Annotated in this window: 18 protein-coding genes, 1 pseudogene and 1 riboswitch; of the genes and pseudogenes, 9 read left to right on the forward strand and 10 right to left on the reverse strand. The window is 71.7% G+C overall.

The genetic code is table 11. The features are described from left to right. From HKK72_RS25750 to HKK72_RS25760, 3 genes and pseudogenes are all read left to right on the forward strand, one after another. Positions 1 to 991 (forward strand): annotated as a pseudogene (locus HKK72_RS25750) (hypothetical protein); the annotation flags it as partial. A 16-nt stretch (positions 992 to 1,007) separates the two neighbouring features. Then, entirely contained in the window at positions 1,008 to 1,343 is a 336-nt protein-coding gene (locus HKK72_RS25755) for a hypothetical protein (protein WP_187237008.1), read from the forward strand. A 75-nt stretch (positions 1,344 to 1,418) separates the two neighbouring features. Further along, entirely contained in the window at positions 1,419 to 2,027 is a 609-nt protein-coding gene (locus HKK72_RS25760; protein ID WP_315987449.1) for a GNAT family N-acetyltransferase, read from the forward strand. 42 nt (positions 2,028 to 2,069) lie between these two features. Here HKK72_RS25760 and metF read toward each other — a convergent pair whose 3' ends face one another. Both metF and HKK72_RS25770 read right to left on the reverse strand, forming a co-directional pair. Beyond that, positions 2,070 to 2,993, reverse strand: a complete 924-nt coding sequence (gene metF, locus HKK72_RS25765) for a methylenetetrahydrofolate reductase [NAD(P)H] (RefSeq protein WP_187237010.1) — start codon at positions 2,991 to 2,993, stop codon at positions 2,070 to 2,072. 163 nt (positions 2,994 to 3,156) lie between these two features. Beyond that, positions 3,157 to 4,506, reverse strand: coding sequence for an acyltransferase family protein (locus HKK72_RS25770; RefSeq protein WP_187237011.1), 1,350 nt, complete (start codon positions 4,504 to 4,506; stop codon positions 3,157 to 3,159). Positions 4,507 to 4,627: 121 nt separating this feature from the next. Between HKK72_RS25770 and HKK72_RS25775 the strand changes: the two genes are divergently transcribed. Then, positions 4,628 to 5,740, forward strand: coding sequence for a polyprenyl synthetase family protein (locus tag HKK72_RS25775; RefSeq protein ID WP_187237012.1), 1,113 nt, complete (start codon positions 4,628 to 4,630; stop codon positions 5,738 to 5,740). Between the two features lie 333 nt (positions 5,741 to 6,073). Further along, complete coding sequence (locus HKK72_RS25780; protein WP_187237013.1) at positions 6,074 to 7,000, forward strand: serine/threonine-protein kinase; 927 nt, start codon at positions 6,074 to 6,076, stop codon at positions 6,998 to 7,000. 80 nt (positions 7,001 to 7,080) lie between these two features. Here the strand turns inward: HKK72_RS25780 and HKK72_RS25785 are convergent, their stop codons facing one another. The 4 genes from HKK72_RS25785 to HKK72_RS25800 form a co-directional block, all read right to left on the reverse strand. After that, a complete protein-coding gene (locus tag HKK72_RS25785; RefSeq protein WP_187237014.1) occupies positions 7,081 to 7,245 on the reverse strand; it encodes a hypothetical protein in 165 nt (54 codons plus the stop codon). Next, complete coding sequence (gene thiE / locus HKK72_RS25790) at positions 7,242 to 7,961, reverse strand: thiamine phosphate synthase (protein ID WP_315987450.1); 720 nt, start codon at positions 7,959 to 7,961, stop codon at positions 7,242 to 7,244. Before thiE ends, HKK72_RS25785 begins: the two co-directional genes overlap by 4 nt. 26 nt (positions 7,962 to 7,987) lie before the next feature. Beyond that, positions 7,988 to 8,341: an Rv2175c family DNA-binding protein gene (locus HKK72_RS25795; protein ID WP_261987192.1), complete on the reverse strand. Its 354-nt coding sequence runs from the start codon at positions 8,339 to 8,341 to the stop codon at positions 7,988 to 7,990. A gap of 67 nt (positions 8,342 to 8,408) precedes the next feature. Further along, complete coding sequence (locus tag HKK72_RS25800; protein WP_187237016.1) at positions 8,409 to 9,596, reverse strand: NAD(P)/FAD-dependent oxidoreductase; 1,188 nt, start codon at positions 9,594 to 9,596, stop codon at positions 8,409 to 8,411. Between the two features lie 61 nt (positions 9,597 to 9,657). Beyond that, positions 9,658 to 9,771: riboswitch (TPP riboswitch) on the forward strand. On the opposite strand from HKK72_RS25800, the gene thiO reads away from it, so the two are divergent. The 3 genes from thiO to HKK72_RS25815 all read left to right on the forward strand — a co-directional run bounded on the left by thiO (position 9,763) and on the right by HKK72_RS25815 (position 11,933). Further along, positions 9,763 to 10,890 (forward strand): glycine oxidase ThiO, encoded by a 1,128-nt coding sequence (gene thiO, locus HKK72_RS25805; RefSeq protein WP_187237017.1) that lies wholly within the window; start codon positions 9,763 to 9,765, stop codon positions 10,888 to 10,890. Its footprint overlaps the riboswitch before it by 9 nt. Next, positions 10,887 to 11,087, forward strand: coding sequence for a sulfur carrier protein ThiS (gene thiS / locus HKK72_RS25810; RefSeq protein WP_187237018.1), 201 nt, complete (start codon positions 10,887 to 10,889; stop codon positions 11,085 to 11,087). The genes thiO and thiS overlap by 4 nt, the downstream gene beginning before the upstream one ends. A 30-nt stretch (positions 11,088 to 11,117) precedes the next feature. Next, the gene (locus HKK72_RS25815) at positions 11,118 to 11,933 is read left to right on the forward strand and encodes a thiazole synthase (protein ID WP_187237019.1); all 816 of its coding nucleotides are present in this window, start codon (positions 11,118 to 11,120) and stop codon (positions 11,931 to 11,933) included. Between the two features lie 21 nt (positions 11,934 to 11,954). Here HKK72_RS25815 and HKK72_RS25820 read toward each other — a convergent pair whose 3' ends face one another. The 4 genes from HKK72_RS25820 to HKK72_RS25835 all read right to left on the reverse strand — a co-directional run bounded on the left by HKK72_RS25820 (position 11,955) and on the right by HKK72_RS25835 (position 17,016). Beyond that, positions 11,955 to 12,806, reverse strand: coding sequence for a deoxyribonuclease IV (locus tag HKK72_RS25820; protein ID WP_187237020.1), 852 nt, complete (start codon positions 12,804 to 12,806; stop codon positions 11,955 to 11,957). A 33-nt stretch (positions 12,807 to 12,839) separates the two neighbouring features. Beyond that, complete coding sequence (gene pknB, locus HKK72_RS25825; RefSeq protein ID WP_187237021.1) at positions 12,840 to 14,783, reverse strand: Stk1 family PASTA domain-containing Ser/Thr kinase; 1,944 nt, start codon at positions 14,781 to 14,783, stop codon at positions 12,840 to 12,842. 793 nt (positions 14,784 to 15,576) lie between these two features. Next, positions 15,577 to 16,311, reverse strand: coding sequence for a LytR/AlgR family response regulator transcription factor (locus HKK72_RS25830; RefSeq protein WP_187237022.1), 735 nt, complete (start codon positions 16,309 to 16,311; stop codon positions 15,577 to 15,579). Between the two features lie 102 nt (positions 16,312 to 16,413). Next, a complete protein-coding gene (locus HKK72_RS25835; RefSeq protein ID WP_187237023.1) occupies positions 16,414 to 17,016 on the reverse strand; it encodes a sulfite oxidase-like oxidoreductase in 603 nt (200 codons plus the stop codon). 280 nt (positions 17,017 to 17,296) lie between these two features. Between HKK72_RS25835 and aroF the strand changes: the two genes are divergently transcribed. Beyond that, on the forward strand, positions 17,297 to 18,161 hold an 865-nt coding region (gene aroF, locus HKK72_RS25840; protein WP_187237024.1), incomplete at its 3' end, for a 3-deoxy-7-phosphoheptulonate synthase.

The following is an 18,161-nucleotide window of genomic DNA, read 5'->3' on the forward strand; positions in this document are numbered from 1 at the left end:
GGCCGTGGCACGGCGCGACCCGAACTTCCGCGGCATCGACCCGGACGCGCTCGGCGAGCTCATCAAGCAGGTCCAGGCCGCGAGCGCGGCCATCACGGGGTGGCTGAACGCGCACCGGCCGCCCCCGGGCGTGCCGACGGGCGGTTACCGCCAGGCGCAGCAGGCCGAGCAGTGGGCCGCCCAGCAGATCGGCATGCTCGCCCGGCGGCGCAACTACGCCATCACCCACCCGGATCGCGGCGGCGGGGTCCAGCCACCTGCGTCTCCGCCGCGTCGGCACGGCGGGCACGGCCCACGCGGGCACGGCGCAGACGAGCACGGTGCAGGCAAGCACGGCGCAGGCGCCCGGCCGCACGTCCGCACCGGCCCCGGTCACAGGATCGACGACGCCGGCCACGGCACCGGGGCAGGCGGCGCCCCCGAGCACGGCGGCACAGGCGGCCCTCCCTGGCACAGGACGACCCCGTCGGGCGCCGGCGAGGACCTCGGCAGCTATCCCGACCGGCAGGCTGCCGCGAAGGCGGCCAGGGCCGACGCGGCGGCGTTCGAGCGCGCAGCCGGCGGGCACGGGCCGGTCCCGGCCGACGTGTGGCTGCGCCTGGGGGCCGACGCAGACGACCCCGACTACACAGAGGCGTTCTACGCACGGCTGGGGCCGGCCGGCACCGCCGAGTTGATCGCGGTGGCGGGGCGGGACGACGACGACGGAGCCGACCGGGTCAAGGCGATCGAGGAGTCCCTCGGCACGGCCGACCGCCATCTCTTCATGACCGAGAGATGGCTGCGCGAGGTGTTGGCCGCCGCCGACCGGACCGGACACCGCGCCGAGGTCGCAGGAATCCTCGATGCCGCCGACCTCAGTGGCAGGACCGACCAGGCACTGGCGCGGCTCGGCCCGCAGGACGCTCCGCCACCGGACGGCCCCGCCGGGACCGGGGACGTTCCACGGACGGCCGGCGAGGACGTCTCTCCGCCCCGGCGGGCCGGCTAGGGAAGGGACGCGATCCATGGCCGCTCCCCCGCCCCCGGCATCGGTCCCGCCCCCGCTCGAGGGAGCCGCCGCCGCGAGACTCGCCCCGGGACAGCGACCGAATCCCGCGTACGGACGCCTGTACCAGGACTACCGGGACGCCTACGGCAGCATCGACCGGCTTCGCCGCGCCCTCGACCCGGCGGTGAAGACCCTGAACGGTACCGACGCGTGGCTCGGCCCCGAGGCGCGCCAGTGGGGCGGCCGGCTCACCGCCGGCCAGCGGGCGCTCCGCCAGGCGTCCGACCGGATCCTCTGGGACATCTACAACACGCTGACCGCCACCGATCGCGTCGTGGCCGTGGCCACGTGAGTCGCGCACCGCGGCTTCGGCGCGTCCTTGACCGCACGGCGGCGTGCCCGGGGCCCGAGGATTATGCTCGGGGCGGTGAGAGAGCCGAAGCTGCGTGAAGTCGATCGACGGGCGTTCCTGAAACGGCTCGGCTCACTGCTGGAGGTCTATACCGCGGCGATGGACCCCCCTGCCGAGCAGTTGTCCGGGCGCTACACGATCATGGAGCGGCATTCGGCCTACCCCGCGTTCCGGGCGTTCGTGCTCGAGCGGCGCCGGATCCCGATCCCCCTCCGGCTGCCGGCGTCCGTGAGCGGCCGCGCGCCCGTGGGGAACGTCGCCGGATTCGCCTACGGATTCCACGGCGTCTCGGGCCAGTGGTGGCACGACGTCGTCCATCAGGCGCTGATCGACGCCGGCGGCAAGGAGCACGCCGACGGCTGGCTCGGTGACACCTTCGAGGTCGCCGAACTGCACGTGCATCCGCTCTACCAAGGGCAGGGTCTGGGCCGCCGGCTTCTGTCGGCACTGTGCGCGGGCCGCACCGAGCGTACGGTCGTGCTCTCGACGCTCGACCGGCGGGGTTCCCCGGCCAGGCGGCTCTACTGCTCGGTGGGCATGACCGACCTGCTACGCGACTTCGAGTTCCCGGGCGGCGGCCAGACCTACGCGATCATGGGCGGGCCGCTGCCGCTGGCGCGCTGATCTCGCACAGGAGGCGCGGCCGTCGGCGGGCCGGTCGGTGGGTCAGGCGGTCAACCGCGGGAGGGCGTACGCGTCGGCGCCCAGCAGCCGGTAGACCTCTCGCGTAGCGGTCGACTTGTTGAACGTGATGAAGTGGATGCCCGGAGCGCCCTGCTGGAGCAGTTCCTCGCACAAGCCCGCCGCGTGCTCGATCCCGAGCAGCCGTACCGCCTCGGGGTCGTCGGCGACGGCCTCGAAACGGGCCGCGAGCTCGGCGGGGAACGGCGCGCCGGACAGCTGCTCGGAGCGCTCGATCGTGCTCATCTGGGTGACCGGCATGATCCCCGGGATGATCGGTGTCTCACAGCCCTGCGCCGCGACCCGGTCGCGCAGCCGGAAGTAGTCCTCGGCGCGGAAGAACATCTGAGTGATCGCGTAGTCGGCGCCGGCGCGGCACTTGCGCACGAAGTAGCGGGTGTCGCTGTCGACGTCGGGCGAGCGCGGGTGCTTGTAGGGGAACGCCGCGACGCCGACGCAGAAGTCCCCCGAGTTGCGGATCAGGTGCACCAGGTCCTCGGCATAGGCCACCCCCTCGGGGTGCTGGACCCAATCGCCGAGTGGATCACCCGGTGGGTCACCGCGCAGCGCGAGCATGTTGCGCACGCCCACCGAGGCGAACCGGCCGATCAGGTGGCGGAGCTCCCGTAGCGAGTGGTCGACCGCGGTGAAATGCGCCACCGGGGTGAGCGTGGTGTCCGTGGCGATCCGCTCCACGATGTCGACGGTCTTGTCGCGAGTGCCGCCGCCCGCGCCATAGGTCACCGACACGAAGGTCGGCCGTAGCGCCTCGAGCTCGCGAATCGCCCGCCACAGCGCTCGTACGCCCTTCTCGGTCTTCGGCGGGAAGAACTCGAACGAGAACGACTTCCCCCCGGCCGCGAGGAGCTCGCGGATGGTGGGCACACGTTCGGGGCGCAGGGGACTCATGGTCGACAGGTTACCGGTGCGGGCCCGGCCCCGGGGGTGGGTGAGAGCCGCCGGCCGGGGTTCGTTCGGCGCGGCCGCGCGGTTCGCCTGACCCGGGCGGGCGGCCCATGCGACCCGGCCGGGCGGTTCACGCGACCAGACCGGTCGGGCCCGCGGCACGCCGTCACGCCCGGCGGCCGGCGGACCGCCGCCCGCGCCCTGACCTGAGCGCCGCGACGGGCGAGGTCTCGGCCAGGCCGAGCATGAGGCCTCCGGCGGCCAGCAGCAGTGCGCAGCCGATGGGGGTGACCGGCAGCACCATCAGGTGGGCGGTCCGGCCGGCGAGCGCGCCGCCGAAGCCCACGGCCGAGAACCCGAGCACCCCGAGAAGGCAGAGCGTGACCCCGGCCGCCGAGCGCCCGGTGCCGAGCGCCGCCGGCGCGAGTCTGCGCGGCCGGTCCGCTCGCCGGAACACCGCGATGAGCCCGGCGGTGACGAGCGCGAGGAGGCCGAGCCAGACCGGGCGCAGCAGCCACCAGGTGAGGCTGCCCACGGACGGCTGCGCGAGCCCGAGGGCTAGCTGTGCGGCACAGGCGAGGAACAGTGCGGTGAGGTGCCACAGGAACGCCGTCATGGCGAGCCCGTTGGCGGCGATGACGCCCACCCAGACCCGGTGCCGCGCGAGCAGGCGGGTGAGCGGGCCGCGCAGCAACAGAGCCAGGCCGATCAGCCAGGCCGCGTGCGCCGTCAGCGCCAGGGTGGGCGGCGACATGTTCGAGATCCGCTCCCCCGGCATGCCGACCATGGAGACCGGATAGGGGCCGAAGGCGGTGAGCCCGGCCACCGCGATCAGTCCGCCGACGGCCAGTGCGCACGCCGGGCCGCGGCCGAGCCGCGAGTCCGCGTAGAAGAAGCCGAGCTGGTGCACCGCCGCCCACACCAGCAGCAGGTTGAGATGGCCGGCCTCGGTGATGCCGAGGCCGAACCGGGTCAGATCCGCGGCGACCACCCCGGTCAGGAGCACGGCGGGCACCAGCGCGCCGTACGCGCGGTGCAGCCGCATCATCGCCGGCGCGATGGCCACGATCGCCAGGTAGACGCCGATGAACCACAGGGGCTGGGCGACACCGCGGGTCGCGAGCCGCAGCACGCCCTGATCATGCCCGGTCGCCTCGATGAGGACGGCGAGCGCGAGCCATACCGCGCCGAAGACCACGGTGGGGATGAGCAGCCGCGCGGACCGTGCGCGGATGAACTCCGCCGAGCCGCCGCTCTTGCGCAGTGCGATCGCATGGGAGAACCCGCCGACGAAGAAGAACAGCGGCATCACCTGGAACAGCCAGGTGAGCGGCTGCAGGTCAGGCATGATCGCGAGTGCGTTACCGGCGGTGACCCCGCCGTCCTCGCCGACGAGGAGCACGGCCATCAGCCAATGGCCGAGGATCACCGTCGCGAGTGAGAACACCCTCAGGAAGTCCACATAGCGGTCACGGCTCGGCGGCGTGCGGACGGCCAGTTGCGAAGCGTTGCCCATGCCCGCAAGACTCGCTCGACGGGCGGGCCGGTTCATGAGCCCGCGTACTCAACCCGTACCGGTCCGAAGCTCAGCCGGACCCGGGTATCTGCTCCCAGTACGGGTGGATACGCTCGTGACCATGTGCTCCAGCCGCATCCGCAAGGAGATCGACGAAGCCCTGTTCGCCTTCATCAGCCGGCAGCGTCCGGGGCTGCTGGTCATCCACGACGACCTGGCGCCCATGGTGTCGGCGCTGGAGTCGCTGGTGGCCGGGGGCAAGCGACTCAGACCGTCGTTCTGCTACTGGGGCTGGCGGGGCGCGGGCGGGGGGAACGACCCGACGATCATGGCGGCGGCCGCCTCGCTGGAGCTGCTGCAGGCCAGTGCCCTCATCCATGACGATGTCATGGACGCCAGCGACACCCGCCGCGGCCAGCCGTCCGTTCACCGCCGGTTCCAGGCCATGCACGAGGGAGCCGCGTGGCCCGGCTCGGCGGAGTCGTTCGGGGCGGGCGCGGCGATCCTGCTCGGCGACCTGTCACTGGCCTGGTCGAGCATGATGTACGAGACCAGCGGACTGCCGGAGGAGACGCTGCGCCGAGGCCGCGCCACCTACGACCTCATGCGCACCGAGGTGATGTGCGGGCAGTACCTCGACCTGCTGGAGCAGGCGCGCGGCGCGGGGGTCCCCGGGCACGTCCCGGCCGCGGCGGGTGCCGCGGGCGCCCGGACTCCGGCCCACGGCGCCGTCGACCGGGCGCTGCGGGTGGTGGAGTTCAAGAGCGCGAAGTACTCGGTGGAGCGGCCGGTGCACCTCGGTGCGGCGATGGCCGGAGCGGACGGGGAGACGATCGGCGCTCTGTCGCGTTACGGGCTTCCGCTCGGCATCGCGTTCCAGCTCCGCGACGACGTGCTCGGAGTGTTCGGCGATCCGGCCGAGACCGGCAAGCCGGCCGGCGACGATCTGCGTGAGGGCAAGCGGACGGTGCTGGTGGCCCTCGCCCTGGAACGCGCCACACCCGCGCAGGCCGACGTCGTCCGGGTCCGCCTCGGCGATCCGGCGCTCGACGTCGCGGGCGTCGAGGAACTCCGGTCGATCATCGTGGACACCGGCGGGCTCGACGCCTGTGAGGCGATGATCGCCAAGTACGCGGCCGACGCGCACATCGCTCTGGACTCCGCGCCGGTGACCGACGAGGCCAAGGTGGCACTCGCCGAACTGGCCGTCGCCGCGACCGCCCGTCGCGGATGAGCTCACCGGGCGAAGGAGCGGCGGCACACGTCCGGCACACCTGTCGCCACCCGGTTTCGGCTCGCGTCGGGTCGGCGTAGACCGCACGACAGTACGATCCCGCTCGTAAGCGACAAAAGGCCGAGTTATGCCCAGGTAGGCCGGGGCGGCGCGATACAAATAGGGACATCTTCCGCCACACGTTCCACTGCCCTGCACGACGCCCCTGCACCACCCGCTGCACGACCCCCGCAGCACGAGCCCTCTGCACGCCCCAGCGCCACCTTCGCACCACCCCGTTGCACCAGCCTCTCGCACCACCCACCCGTATCCCCCGCACCGCCGGAGCATCGAGTGCCAGACGACACCAGGCTCGGCCCGGACGATCCTGAGCGTCTGGGCGACTACGCACTGATCAAACGCCTGGGCGAGGGCGGGCAGGGCGTGGTCTATCTCGCTCGTTCCGGCGAGGGCGGCCTGGTCACCGTCAAGCTGCTGCGCGGCGGGATGACGGCGAGCCAGCGGGCCAGGACCCGGTTCGTGAAGGAGGCGGACGCGGCCCGGCGGGTCGCCGCCCCTCACACCGCCCGGGTGCTCGACGCCGAAGTGACCGGCGACCGCCCGTACATCGTCAGCGAGTTCGTCGAGGGCCCCTCGCTCCAGCAGGTCGTCGACGACGACGGTCCGCTGACGAGCGGCCGGCTGCGTCGGCTGGCCATGCGTACGGCGGCCGCCCTCGCGGCCATTCACCGGGCGGGCATCGTGCACCGCGACTTCAAGCCCGGCAACGTCCTGCTCGGCCCGGACGGCGCCAAGGTCATCGACTTCGGCATCGCGCGTGCACTGGACAGCGTGACGCCAATGACCACCTCTCCGGTCGGCACGCCGGCGTACATGTCGCCCGAGCAGATAGAGGACGAGCCCGTCGGCCCGCCCGCCGACGTCTTCGCCTGGGGCGCGACCATGGTGTTCGCCGCCACCGGCCGGCCGCCGTTCGGCTCCGGGTCCAACGCCGCCGTCATGCGCCGGGTGGCCGAACGGGCGCCCGATCTGGGCGAACTGAAGGGACCGCTCCGCGACCTGGTCGAGCGGTGCCTCGACAAGAACCCGGCGGCGCGGCCGACCGCTCCGCAGATACTGCGTTCGCTGCGCGCCAACGCCCGGCCCGCCCCCAAGCCCAAGCCCAAACGCATCCCCGCCTACCGCTGGCGGATGATGATCGCCCTCGCCCTGGTCATCGCGGCCGGGTTCGTCCTCGGCGTGGTGCTGCCCGCAGGCTGACCGCCCTTACGGGCCACCGCGAACGGCGCCGAGGCTCGGACCGGGGACCGACCACGACGGGGACGGCGGACGCGTGACGGCTACCAGTGCGGCGGACGGTCCTCCAGGAGGCGGTCGTCATCCTCCGCGGAACCGCGCCAAGCGCCCCAGCCCTCGTCGGTATCGTCGCGCGTCTGGTCCGGGAGGATCTCCAGATCCTCATCGGAGAGCTCGACCGGCCGGTCGTCGTCAGGTGAGACGGTCATGGCGTCCATTGTGCGGTATCGGCGGGCGCGCTGGTCAGGGTGGCCGCGTGTTCCCGAAGCCGGCGTGAGAGGCCGGCGGCGGCCGCGCCCGGGTCGTCGGCCTCAGTGATCGCCCGCACCACGACGATCCGGTCGGCGCCCGTGGACAGCACCTCGTCCAGGCGATCGAGGTCGATGCCCCCGATGGCGAACCACGGCCGGTCGGTGCGCCGGCCCGCGACGTGCTCCAGCAGCCGCGTACCGGGCGCCGAGCGGCCCGGCTTGGTCGGCGTCGGCCAGACCGGCCCGGCGCAGAAGTAGTCGACCCCCGGTTCCGTGGCGGCGGACGCCGCCTGCTCCGGAGTGTGGGTGGACCGGCCGACGAGGACGTCCTGTCCCACGATCTCGCGGGCGAACGGCACCGGCAGGTCGTCTTGCCCCAGATGAAGGATGTCGGAGCCGGCCGACCTCGCGATGTCGGCCCGGTCGTTGACGGCGAGCAGGGCGCCGTGCCGATCGCAGGCATCGCGGAAGGCCGCCAAGTACTCGATCTCCTGGCGGGCCTCCAGCCCCTTCTGCCGCAGTTGGACGATGTCGACGCCGCCCCCGAGCACCGCGTCGAGGAACTCCGGCAGGTCGCCCTGCCGTTCCCGGGCGTCGGTGCACAGATAGAGGCGGGCCCGGTCGAGCCGGGCCCGCAACGAGACGGCGTGATCCGATGGCAAGCGCTTCGGCACGATGAGAGTCAGGTCCTTCCTTACCGCTAGAAGGCCAGAGCCTGAGCCCGTCGCCGGACCTCTGTGCCACGGTTCTCGATGAGCGCCTGGACCGGTGTTCCGGGCAGTGTGTCGTCCGCGGTGAACAGCCAGCGGAGGGCCTCCACGGGCTCGTAGCCCGCGTCGGAGAGCAGCATCAGGGTTCCGGGAAGCCCCTTGAGAACCTGCCCTTCCTTGATGAAGGCCGCGGGCACCTGGTGAGCACCGTCCCGGGCGATGCCGAGGAGCTTGTGGTCGCGGAGGAATTGCTTGGTCCGGCTCACGTTGATCCCGAGCCGATCGGCCGCCTCAGGGAGGGAGAACCACTCCCCCACCAGGGCATCTGTCTGCGGATCCAGCATGCTGTCAACAGTAATGTGCATCTGCGTCACGCAGCCTGCCTACCACGCCTGAGCGCTCCTGAAACCCTCAAGTGCGCACCGCGTTCCGGATGGGCACCTCCGGATCGGCGACGGCGTCCGGGTCGACGGCCGTACCGGCCGTCATGATCCGACGGGCCTGCACCAGGTCACGGGGCCGGTTCACGGTGACGATCGCCTCCAGACGGGTCCCGCTGAGCCAGCACGCCGCCCAGCCCGCCTTACCCGGGTCACCGCGCATCACGAGTCGCTCCGCGTCCTGGTGATGGCCCGCGTACTGCACCATGCGGCCGAACTGCTCCGACCAGAAGTACGGCACCGGATCATAGGTGGATTCCTCTCCGAGCAGGGCCGCCGCGGCCACCTCGGGGGCGTTGAGCGCGGTGTCCCAGTGCTCCACGCGAAGTCGCCGGCCGTACCGCGCCGACCACCAGGCCGCGCAGTCGCCGACCGCGACGATCTCCGGCCGGCTCGTGCGGAGCGAGGCGTCGACCACGACGCCGTCGTCGAGGTCGAGTCCGGACCCGGCGAGCCAGCCCACCTCGGGACGCACGCCCACGCCCACGACCACCTCGTCCGCGTCGATCCACTCGCCGCCCGCGAGGGCCAGCCCTCCTGACTCGACGGCGGCGACCCGCACACCGCACCTCAGCTCGACGCCGGCCTCGCCGTACCACGGCGCCGTGCACGCGCCGATCTCCGGGCCGACGGCGCCCTCCAGCGGCGTGTCCGCGGCCTCCACCACCGTCACCGCGCAGCCCGCCCGGGCCGCCGCCGTCGCGACCTCGGCCCCGATCCAGCCCGCTCCGACCAGGGTCACCCGCGCGCCCTCGCGGAAGCCGTCGCGGAGCGCGCGGGCATCGTCGATCGTGCGGAGCACATCCTGCGGCCCGTCGCCCGGAAGCCGGATCGGGCTCGCACCGGTGGCGATCACCAGCCCGTCGAAAGGCAGCTCGCCCGCCGTGGTCTCGACCGCTCCGCCGCGCTCATCCTCGAGACGCAGCCCGGTCGCGCGGTGGCCGAGGAGCAGCTCGCAGCGCAGACCGGACCAGTCGGCGTCGACGGTGGTGTCGTCGGTGCGGCCCATGAGGACGGCCTTCGACAGCGGCGGCCGGTCGTAGGGGCGGTGCGGTTCCGCGCCGACGAGAGTGAGGGCGCCCTCATGACCCCTCGCCCGCAGCGCCTCCGCCACGCGTACGCCCGCCAGCCCTCCGCCGACGATGATCACCCTGTCCATGTTCCCGCACTGTAGTACCCATGCGAAGCGGCAAGAATGTCGCGGGCGGGCTAGGGTGAAAGCGGCAAAGCGCGGGAGTCCGGTGCGACCGGGCTGAGAGGGCGGCTGATCGGGCCGCCGACCGCCACGACCTGATCCGGATCATGCCGGCGAAGGGAGCGCTCATATGGATGTGGTGATCGTCGGTGCCGGGGTCATCGGGCTGACCATCGCCTGGCGATCGGCCGCACGCGGCCTGAACGTCACCATCGTCGATCGGCACCCGGCGAGCGAGGCGTCCCATGTGGCGGCGGGGATGCTGGCCCCGGTCGGCGAACTGGCCTATGGCGAGGAACGGCTTCTGCGTCTGGGAATCGACTCCCGGGATCGATATCCGGCTTTCGTCGCCGAACTCGAAGAACTCACCGGCCACGACACCGGTTACCGTGACGACGGCACCGTCCAGGTCGCCTTCGACACCGACGATCTCGCATTCCTCGACGACCTCCGGCGCTTCCAGGAGACGCTCGGGCTTCCCGCCACCGCCTTGAGCGGCCGCGAATGCCGCCGTCTCGAACCCATGCTGGCCCCGTCCGTGCGCGGTGGGCTGCTCGCCGAGCGCGACGGCTCGATCGATCCGCGGCGGCTGACCGGCGCGCTGCTCTCAGCGGTCGAACGCAGCGGCGTCACCCTCGTACGGCAGAACGTGACACGGGTCCTGGTCGAGGGCGACCGCGCCGTGGGCGTGCGAACGGAGGCGGGCGAGGACCTGCGCGCCGACCAGATCGTGCTGGCCACGGGAGCCTGGACGCATCGGCTGGAGGGACTCCCCCGGGACGTCGTGCCGGTGATCCGCCCGGTGAAGGGCCAGGTGGTGCGCCTGCGCACCCGCGTGCCGTTCCTGACCCGCACGACCCGCGGGGTGGTGAGGGGCTCGTCGATCTATCTGGTGCCGAGGTCGGACGGTGAGGTCGTGGTCGGCGCGACCCAGGAGGAGATGGGCTACGACACCACCGTCACCGCGGGAGGGCTGTGGGAGCTGCTGAGGGACGCCCGCGAGCTGATCCCGGGCATCACGGAGCTGGAGTTCGTCGAGGTGTCCGCGGGGCTGCGCCCCGGGTCCCCGGACAATGCCCCCCTTCTCGGCCCGGCCGCTCTGTCTGGGCTGTCGCTGGCCACCGGGCACTTTCGCAACGGGGTGCTCCTCACCCCGGTGACCGGTGATGTCATGGCGGAGGCACTGATCACCGGGCGGCTCCCGGACGTCGCCAGGGCGTTCTCCCCCGAGCGGTTCGCAGAGGAGATCTCCGCGTGAAAGTGATCGTGAACGGCGACCCGCATGAGGTGCCCGAGGGCGCGACCGTGGCCGGCGTCGTCGCGGATGTGACGTCCGCCACGGCCGGGATCGCGGTGGCGCTGAACGACGAGGTCGTACGGCGAGCCGAGTGGACCACGACGACCGTGCGAGAGGCGGACCGGCTCGAGGTCCTGACCGCCGTGCAGGGAGGCTGACAAGTGATCGAGCGGGAAGATGAGCGACGCGTGAGCGAGACCGGGGCGGCCCTGCGGGCCGACGAGCCCGAGCAGCGGCCCGATCCGTTCGTCATCGCGGGTGAGACCTTCGATTCCCGGCTCATCATGGGGACCGGAGGGGCGCCGAGCATGCTGGCACTCGAGGAGGCTCTGGTCGCCTCGGGCACCCGCTTGACCACGGTCGCGATGCGCCGCGTCGACCCGTCGGCGCAGGGCTCGGTGCTCGACGTCCTGCGCCGCCGCGATATCACGGTGCTGCCGAACACGGCCGGCTGTTTCACGGCGGGCGAGGCGGTGCTCACCGCCAAGCTCGCCCGCGAGGCGCTCGGCACCTCCTGGGTCAAGCTCGAGGTGATCGCCGACGAGCGCACACTGCTGCCAGACCCGATCGAGCTGGTGGACGCCGCCGAGCAGCTCGTCGACAACGGGTTCGTCGTGCTGCCGTACACCAGCGACGATCCGGTGCTGGCCCGCCGGCTGGAGCAGATCGGCTGTGCCGCCGTCATGCCGCTCGGCTCCCCCATCGGCTCCGGCCTCGGCATCCGCAATCCGCACAACATCGAGTTGATCGTGGAGCAGGCGGGTGTGCCGGTCGTCCTCGACGCGGGCATCGGTACCGCCAGCGACGCCGCGCTGGCCATGGAGCTGGGCTGTGACGCCGTGCTGCTGGCCACCGCCGTGACGCGCGCCCAGGCCCCGGCCAGGATGGCGGCGGCGATGCGGCATGCGGTCGAGGCCGGCCGGCTGGCCCGGCTCGCCGGGCGGATTCCCAAGCGCCGTTACGCCCAGGCGTCCTCACCGTGGGAGGGCATCAGCACCGCCTAGCCGCCCCGTGGCGCACCGATGCTAGGCGGCGCGGAGCCGCTTGAGGACGTCGACGTCGGCGCGATGCGGCTCCGGCGACCGGCCGGGCGTCTCAATGATCAACGGCACCCCTGCGGCCACCGGGTGGCGGAGGAACTCGGCGAACGGCCTTTCACCGAGATGCCCGGCGCCGATGTTCTCGTGCCGGTCCCGTCCCGACCCGCACAGGTCCTTGGAGTCGTTGGCATGGATCAGCTTGAGCCGGCCCGCGCCGACGGTGGCGACGAGCGCGTCCAGGACCTCCGCGACGCCGCCCTCGGCGGTGAGGTCGTGGCCGGCGGAGAAGAGGTGGCAGGTGTCCAGGCACACCCCGACCCGGGGATGGTGCTCCAGTGCCTCGAAGTAGGGGCCCAGCTGCTGCACGGTGGCGCAGAGCATGTGGGCCTGCCCGGCCATGGGCTCCAGGAGCAGGTCCGGCCCGTCGCCGGGTATCTCCTCCAGCAGCGGCAGCAGGTGCCGGTGGACCTGCCCCATCGCCTCCTCGTAGGACTGGCTGACCGCCGAGCCCGTGTGCACGACGACGCCCCGGGCACCGACCTCGCGCCCGCGCAGCAGCGCATGCCGGACCGAGTCGACCGACTTGGTCAGCGTGTCGGCGGTGGGCGACCCGAAGTTGACCAGGTAGTTCACGTGCACGTAGACGGGGACACCGCTGTCGCGCAGCAGAGCGTCCTCCGCCGCCTTGCCCGCGGTGAGCGCCCAGCCGCGCGGGTTGGACACGAACACCTGGACGGCCTCGGCGCCGATCTCGGCGGCGTACTTCAGCCCCCCGGTGGCCAGCCCCCCGGCGACGGGGACGTGCGCGCCAATGAGGCTCTGTTCACGAGAAGTCATAGACGAACCAGCTTAGTCGCGGTCAGGGAGACGTCAGCGCCAGATGGTGACGACGGAATCACGGGGAGCGTTGCCGTTGGCCGGAGTCTGGAGCAGCACCTGACCGCCGGGCTGGCGGCCCGGGACGTCCTTCACGTCGACCTTGAAGCCGGCGCCCTCGAGAATCCCCTTGGCCTCGTCCACGTTCCTGCCGACGGTGCTGGGCACCGGCAGCATCTCCTGGCCGTTGCCGCCGTTCTGGCAGCGCGGGTTGAACTGGGGCAGGAAGCAGTCTTCCTTCTTGTTGACGTACAGCGTGACCTCGTCGCCGTGGGAGACGGCCGTGCCGGGCGGCGGGTTCTGGCTCAGCACCGTGCCGGGCGGCTTGCTCGGGTCCTGCTGCTCTTCGACCTTCACGTTGAGGCCCATCGAGCGGAGCTGGTTGGCGGCGGGGTCGCTCGGCTGGCCGGCGAGGTTGGGCAGCTGCACCCCGTTGCTCAGCACGATGCCCACGGGCTCGTCGGGCGACTGCTTGTCGCCGGCCTTCGGATCGGTCCGCAGCACCGCGTCCTTGGGCACCGTCTGCGACGGAGCCCTGGTCACGTCACCGGCGGTGAAGCCGTTGTTCTCCAAGGCCTTCTTCGCCTCGTCGAGCGACTTGCCGGTCACGTCGGGCACCGGGATCGGCTGCCGGCCCCTGGACAGGACGAACGTGACAACCTGGTCCTGTTTGACCCGCTCACCGGGCGCCGGGTCGACGGAGACGACGTGATTCTTCTTGACCTTGTCGGAATAGGCGGGCCGGCCCGCCTTGAACCGGATGCCGTCCTCGGTCAGCCGCGCACGGGCCTCCTCGGCCGACATGCCGACGATGTTCCGCGGGACGTGGGCGTACTGGCCGGCCGCCTGGTACCACACGGCCCAGCCGATGACCACCACGGCGATGACGCCCAGCGCGATCAGCACGAACCGGCCGGTGACGAAGTCGATCAGGCGGTCGAGGAAGGGAGCCCGCGGCTGCGGCTCCTGCGCCACGGCGCCCATCGGGATGACGCTGGTGTGCGCCCCGGCCCCGACACGCGGATGCGTGGGCACGGGCGGACCGCTCTGCAGCACCGAGGTCGCGTTCGCGGACACCTGGTCGATGTTCGGCGGCAGGTTGCGGTGGGTGTCGGCCACCGCGGCGAGAAACCGGCCCGCGTCCTGCGGGCGGCGGGCGGGGTCGTGACTGGTCGCCATGGCGACCAGGGCGTCGAGCTGAGGCGGGATGCCGGGCGCGACGCTCGACGGCAGCGGAACGACCTCGTTGACGTGCTTGTAGGCGACGGCGAGCGGAGTCTCGCCCTGGTGCGGCTGCCGGCCGGTGATCAGCTCGAACAGCATGACCCCGGCCGCGTAGACGTCCGAGCGCACGTCGGCGTGGCCGGACAGCACCTGCTCCGGAGCCAGGTAACCGACCGTACCGATGATCATTCCGGTCTTGGTCTGCTTGCTCGCCGACTCGGCGCGGGCGAGCCCGAAATCGGCCACCTTCACCAGGCCGTCGCCGGTGAGGAGCACGTTCTCGGGCTTCACGTCCCGGTGCACCAGACCCGCGCGGTGGGCCGCGCCGAGGGCCGCCAGCACCGGTTGCATGATCTCCAGCGCCTGCCTCGGGCCGAGCCTGCCCCGCTCGGTGAGCAGGTCGCGCAGGGTGCGACCGGGTACGTATTCCATCGCCAGGAAGACGTGCTGCTTGTCCGTTCCCTGGTCGAAGACGGCGACCACGTTGGGATGCGACAGCGCCGCCGAGGATTTCGCCTCGCCGATGAAGCGTCGGACGAAGTCGTCGTCCTGGGCGAGGCCGGCGTGCATGACCTTGAGCGCGATGATCCGATCGAGCTTGAGATCCTTGCTCAGGTAGACGGTCGCCATCCCCCCGCGGGCGATGCGCGACTCAATGCGGTAGCGCCCGTCGAGCACTTGCCCGACGAGTGGGTCCGCAACCGTCGTGTCCATCGATGAGAGTGTACGGGCGAATCGATCCCGGTCTCGTCAGTCGGGAGTATGACACCGACATCAATGCCGTGACGACACTGAATGTACCGGATCTGTGACGGAGCGGCGATCAGAAAGGGCCGTCCGCCTTCGCTCGCGCGGTCGTCGCGCCCTCGCGCGCACACGGTTAGGTCGGGCACGCCTGACGGCCGGCCGCGGACACGGGCGCCGGATGCCCGGCGCCGAGCCGGCAACCAGACTCGGACGCTGCTGAACAACCCCCCGACTGTCCAGCAGCGCCCGAGCGGACGCCGTCGAGCCCCACCCCCCCGGTACGGGGCCCGGCGGCCTTGCCCCAGCAACCGGAGCACGTCTGCGACGCGCGCGTCAGCGGGTCTAGATCTACCCGTCGACGGCGCGGGAACGCGACTCCGACCTCTGCTGGGTATCCCTGGTCGCTCATGCTGGGGGTGGTGCGGCCATTGTGCGGATCACGCACCTTCGCCGCCCGCGTCCCCCCGAACGCGGTGTGAAGCCTGCCAGCGAGCCCACACTAGAGTGCCGTCCGTGATCCGCGGGAGCACTCCGGAGACCGCCTCGACAAACGGTGTGCAGCGAGCGGTATACGTAGCGTAGCCACTCGACGAGCGGGCGATTCGGCACGACGAACGGCATTGAGACATGACCCGGAACGGTCCACGGTCCGTCCGTTGCGCCCTCTCGGCGAACACGGTCGCGATCGGGCCGGTGCCCGAGCGGGTACGCGGTCGGGTCCCGATCAGGTGCATCCTCGGGTACGCGGCGCAGGTCCCGCTCAGTTCCGGAACCGCCGGATGAGCAGGTCGCGTACCTCACGGGTGTGACGCCGGCTCACGGTCAGCTGTTCCTCGCCCACCTGGACGATGGCCCGGCCACCGTCGAAGTGCAGTTCGCTGATGTGCCCGGCGGCGACCAGGGTGCTGCGGTGTATCCGGATGAACCCGGCGTCCTCCCACCGCTTGGCGAGCACGTTGAGCGGCATCCGCACCAGATAACTGCCGTCGGCGGTGTGCAGCCGCACATAGTCGCCCTGCGCCTCCGCGTAGGTGACGCTGGACCGCGTCACCAGGCGCGTGCGGCCGCCCAGCTCCACCGGCACGACCTCGTCGACCTCAGCGGGTTCGCTCGTGCGGTGCACCGCCTCCTCGACGCGGTGCACCGCCTTGGCCAGTCGCTCCGGACGGACCGGCTTCAGCAGATAGTCGAGTGCGCCGAGCTCGTACGCGGCCACCGCGAAGCCGTCGTGGGCCGTCACGAACACCACGGCCGGCGGCGCCGCGAAGCCGGCGAGCAGGCGGGTGAAGTCGAGCCCGTCCAGGCCGGGCATCCGGATGTCGAGAAAGACGGCGTCGAGCCGGTCCCCCGCGACGAGGACCCGGCTCAGGATGCGGAGCGCCTCGGCCGCGTCGCCCGCCTCGGCCACCTGTGCGATGCGCGGATCCTGCCGGAGCAGGAAGGTGAGCTCCTCGAGCGCGGGCGCCTCGTCATCGACGGCCAGGACGCTAAGCATGACAAGGACCCTGCCGCCGATTACCCTCCGCGCGCAAGTGATTTCACCATGTGAGCGTGTCGCGCCGAGAAGAACCCGGGTCGCCCGGGGCCCACGGCACGGTCACCGGGACGGGGAGTCGTCCTCTTCCTGGTAGGAGTAGCGCTGCTCACGCCAGGGGTCGGCCACGTTGTGGTAGCCGCGCTCCTCCCAGAACCCGCGCTGGTTCCGCACGAGGTACTCGACCCCGCGCGCCCACTTGACGCTCTTCCACGCGTACAGATGCGGGACGACGAGGCGCACTGGGAAGCCGTGGTCGGGAGTGAGGCGTTCACCGTTGCGGTGAGTGGCGAAGAGGGTCGCCTCCGACAGGAAGTCGGCCATCCGGACGTTGGCGCTGTACCCGTACTCGGCCCACACCATCACGTGCGTGACGTCCGGGTGCGGCGGCGCCAGTTCGACCAGGGCGGAGCCGGCGACTCCCTCCCACTCGTTGTCGGGGATGGTGAACTTCGTGACGCAGTGGAAGTCCGCGGTGGCCTTCGTGGCGGGGAGATCTTCGAACTGCCGCCAGCTCCACCGGTACCGCTCGCCCGACTCCGTGGCGCCGAACACCCGGAAGTCCCAGTCGGCGGGGCGGAACTTCGGGACGGGCCCATAGTGCAGGACCGGCCAGCCACGGGGGACGTACTGTCCGGGCGGCAGACGCTTCTCGGGCGGGGTCATGTCCCGGCCATCCTGCCATCCCGGTGAACTGAGCCACATTCCGCCCCTACCGCTCCCGGCGGAGGCGGATTGTGTAGCCTTGCCGACGTGTGCAGCGTCCTCCGTGAGGAGTTTTGGTATGGCGACCGACCCGGACGGGTGGTGGCCAGCCTGACGCTGCGCTGAGCGACCACTGACGAAAGCCCCGGGCCGGACGGCCCGGGGCTTTCGTCGTTGATGGACCCATTCGATCGTGTTCCCCGCGTCCATCGCGGGACAGAGCTCGGGATAGAGGAGAGAAATGGTCGTCGTGATGGCCTCGGAGGCCACTGAAGCGGATATCGACGCCGTCGTCTCGCTGGTAGAGACGGCGGGTGGAGACGCCTTCGTCAGCCGCGGTGTGAACCGCACGATCGTCGGTCTTGTGGGCGACGTCCGCCAGTTCGGCTCGCTGAACCTGCGCGGTATGAGAGGCGTCAGCGACGTCCTGCGGGTCTCGGTGCCCTACAAGCTCGTGAGCAGGGAGAACCATCCCGATCGCTCGGTCGTCCGGGTCGGTGGTGTGCCGATCGGCCCCGGCACCATGACCCTCATCGCCGGGCCGTGCGCGGTCGAGACGCCCGAGCAGACGCTGGCCGCGGCGCAGATGGCGCAGGCCGCCGGCGCGACCGTGCTGAGGGGTGGCGCGTTCAAGCCGCGTACCTCGCCGTACGCCTTCCCGGGACTGGGCGAGGCCGGGCTGCGGATCCTCGCGGACGTCCGAGCCGAGACCGGCCTGCCGATCGTCACCGAGGTGGTGGACGCCCACGACGTCGAACTCGTCGCCTCGTACGCCGACATGCTGCAGATCGGCACCCGCAACGCGCAGAACTTCTCCCTGCTGCAGGCGGCCGGTGAGGCCGACCGGCCGGTGATGCTCAAGCGCGGCATGAGCGGGACCATCGAGGAGTGGCTGATGGCCGCCGAGTACGTCGCCCAGCGCGGCAACCTCGACATCGTGCTGTGCGAGCGGGGCATCCGCACCTTCGAGAAGGCGACCCGCAACACCCTCGACATCTCGGCGGTGCCGGTGGCGCAGCGGCTGTCGCACCTGCCCGTCATCGTCGACCCCTCGCACTCGGGCGGCCGACGTGACCTGGTGCTGCCGCTCACCCGAGCGGCGATCG

The organism is Actinomadura sp. HBU206391, assembly GCF_014323665.1.
Classification (GTDB): domain Bacteria; phylum Actinomycetota; class Actinomycetes; order Streptosporangiales; family Streptosporangiaceae; genus Actinomadura_C.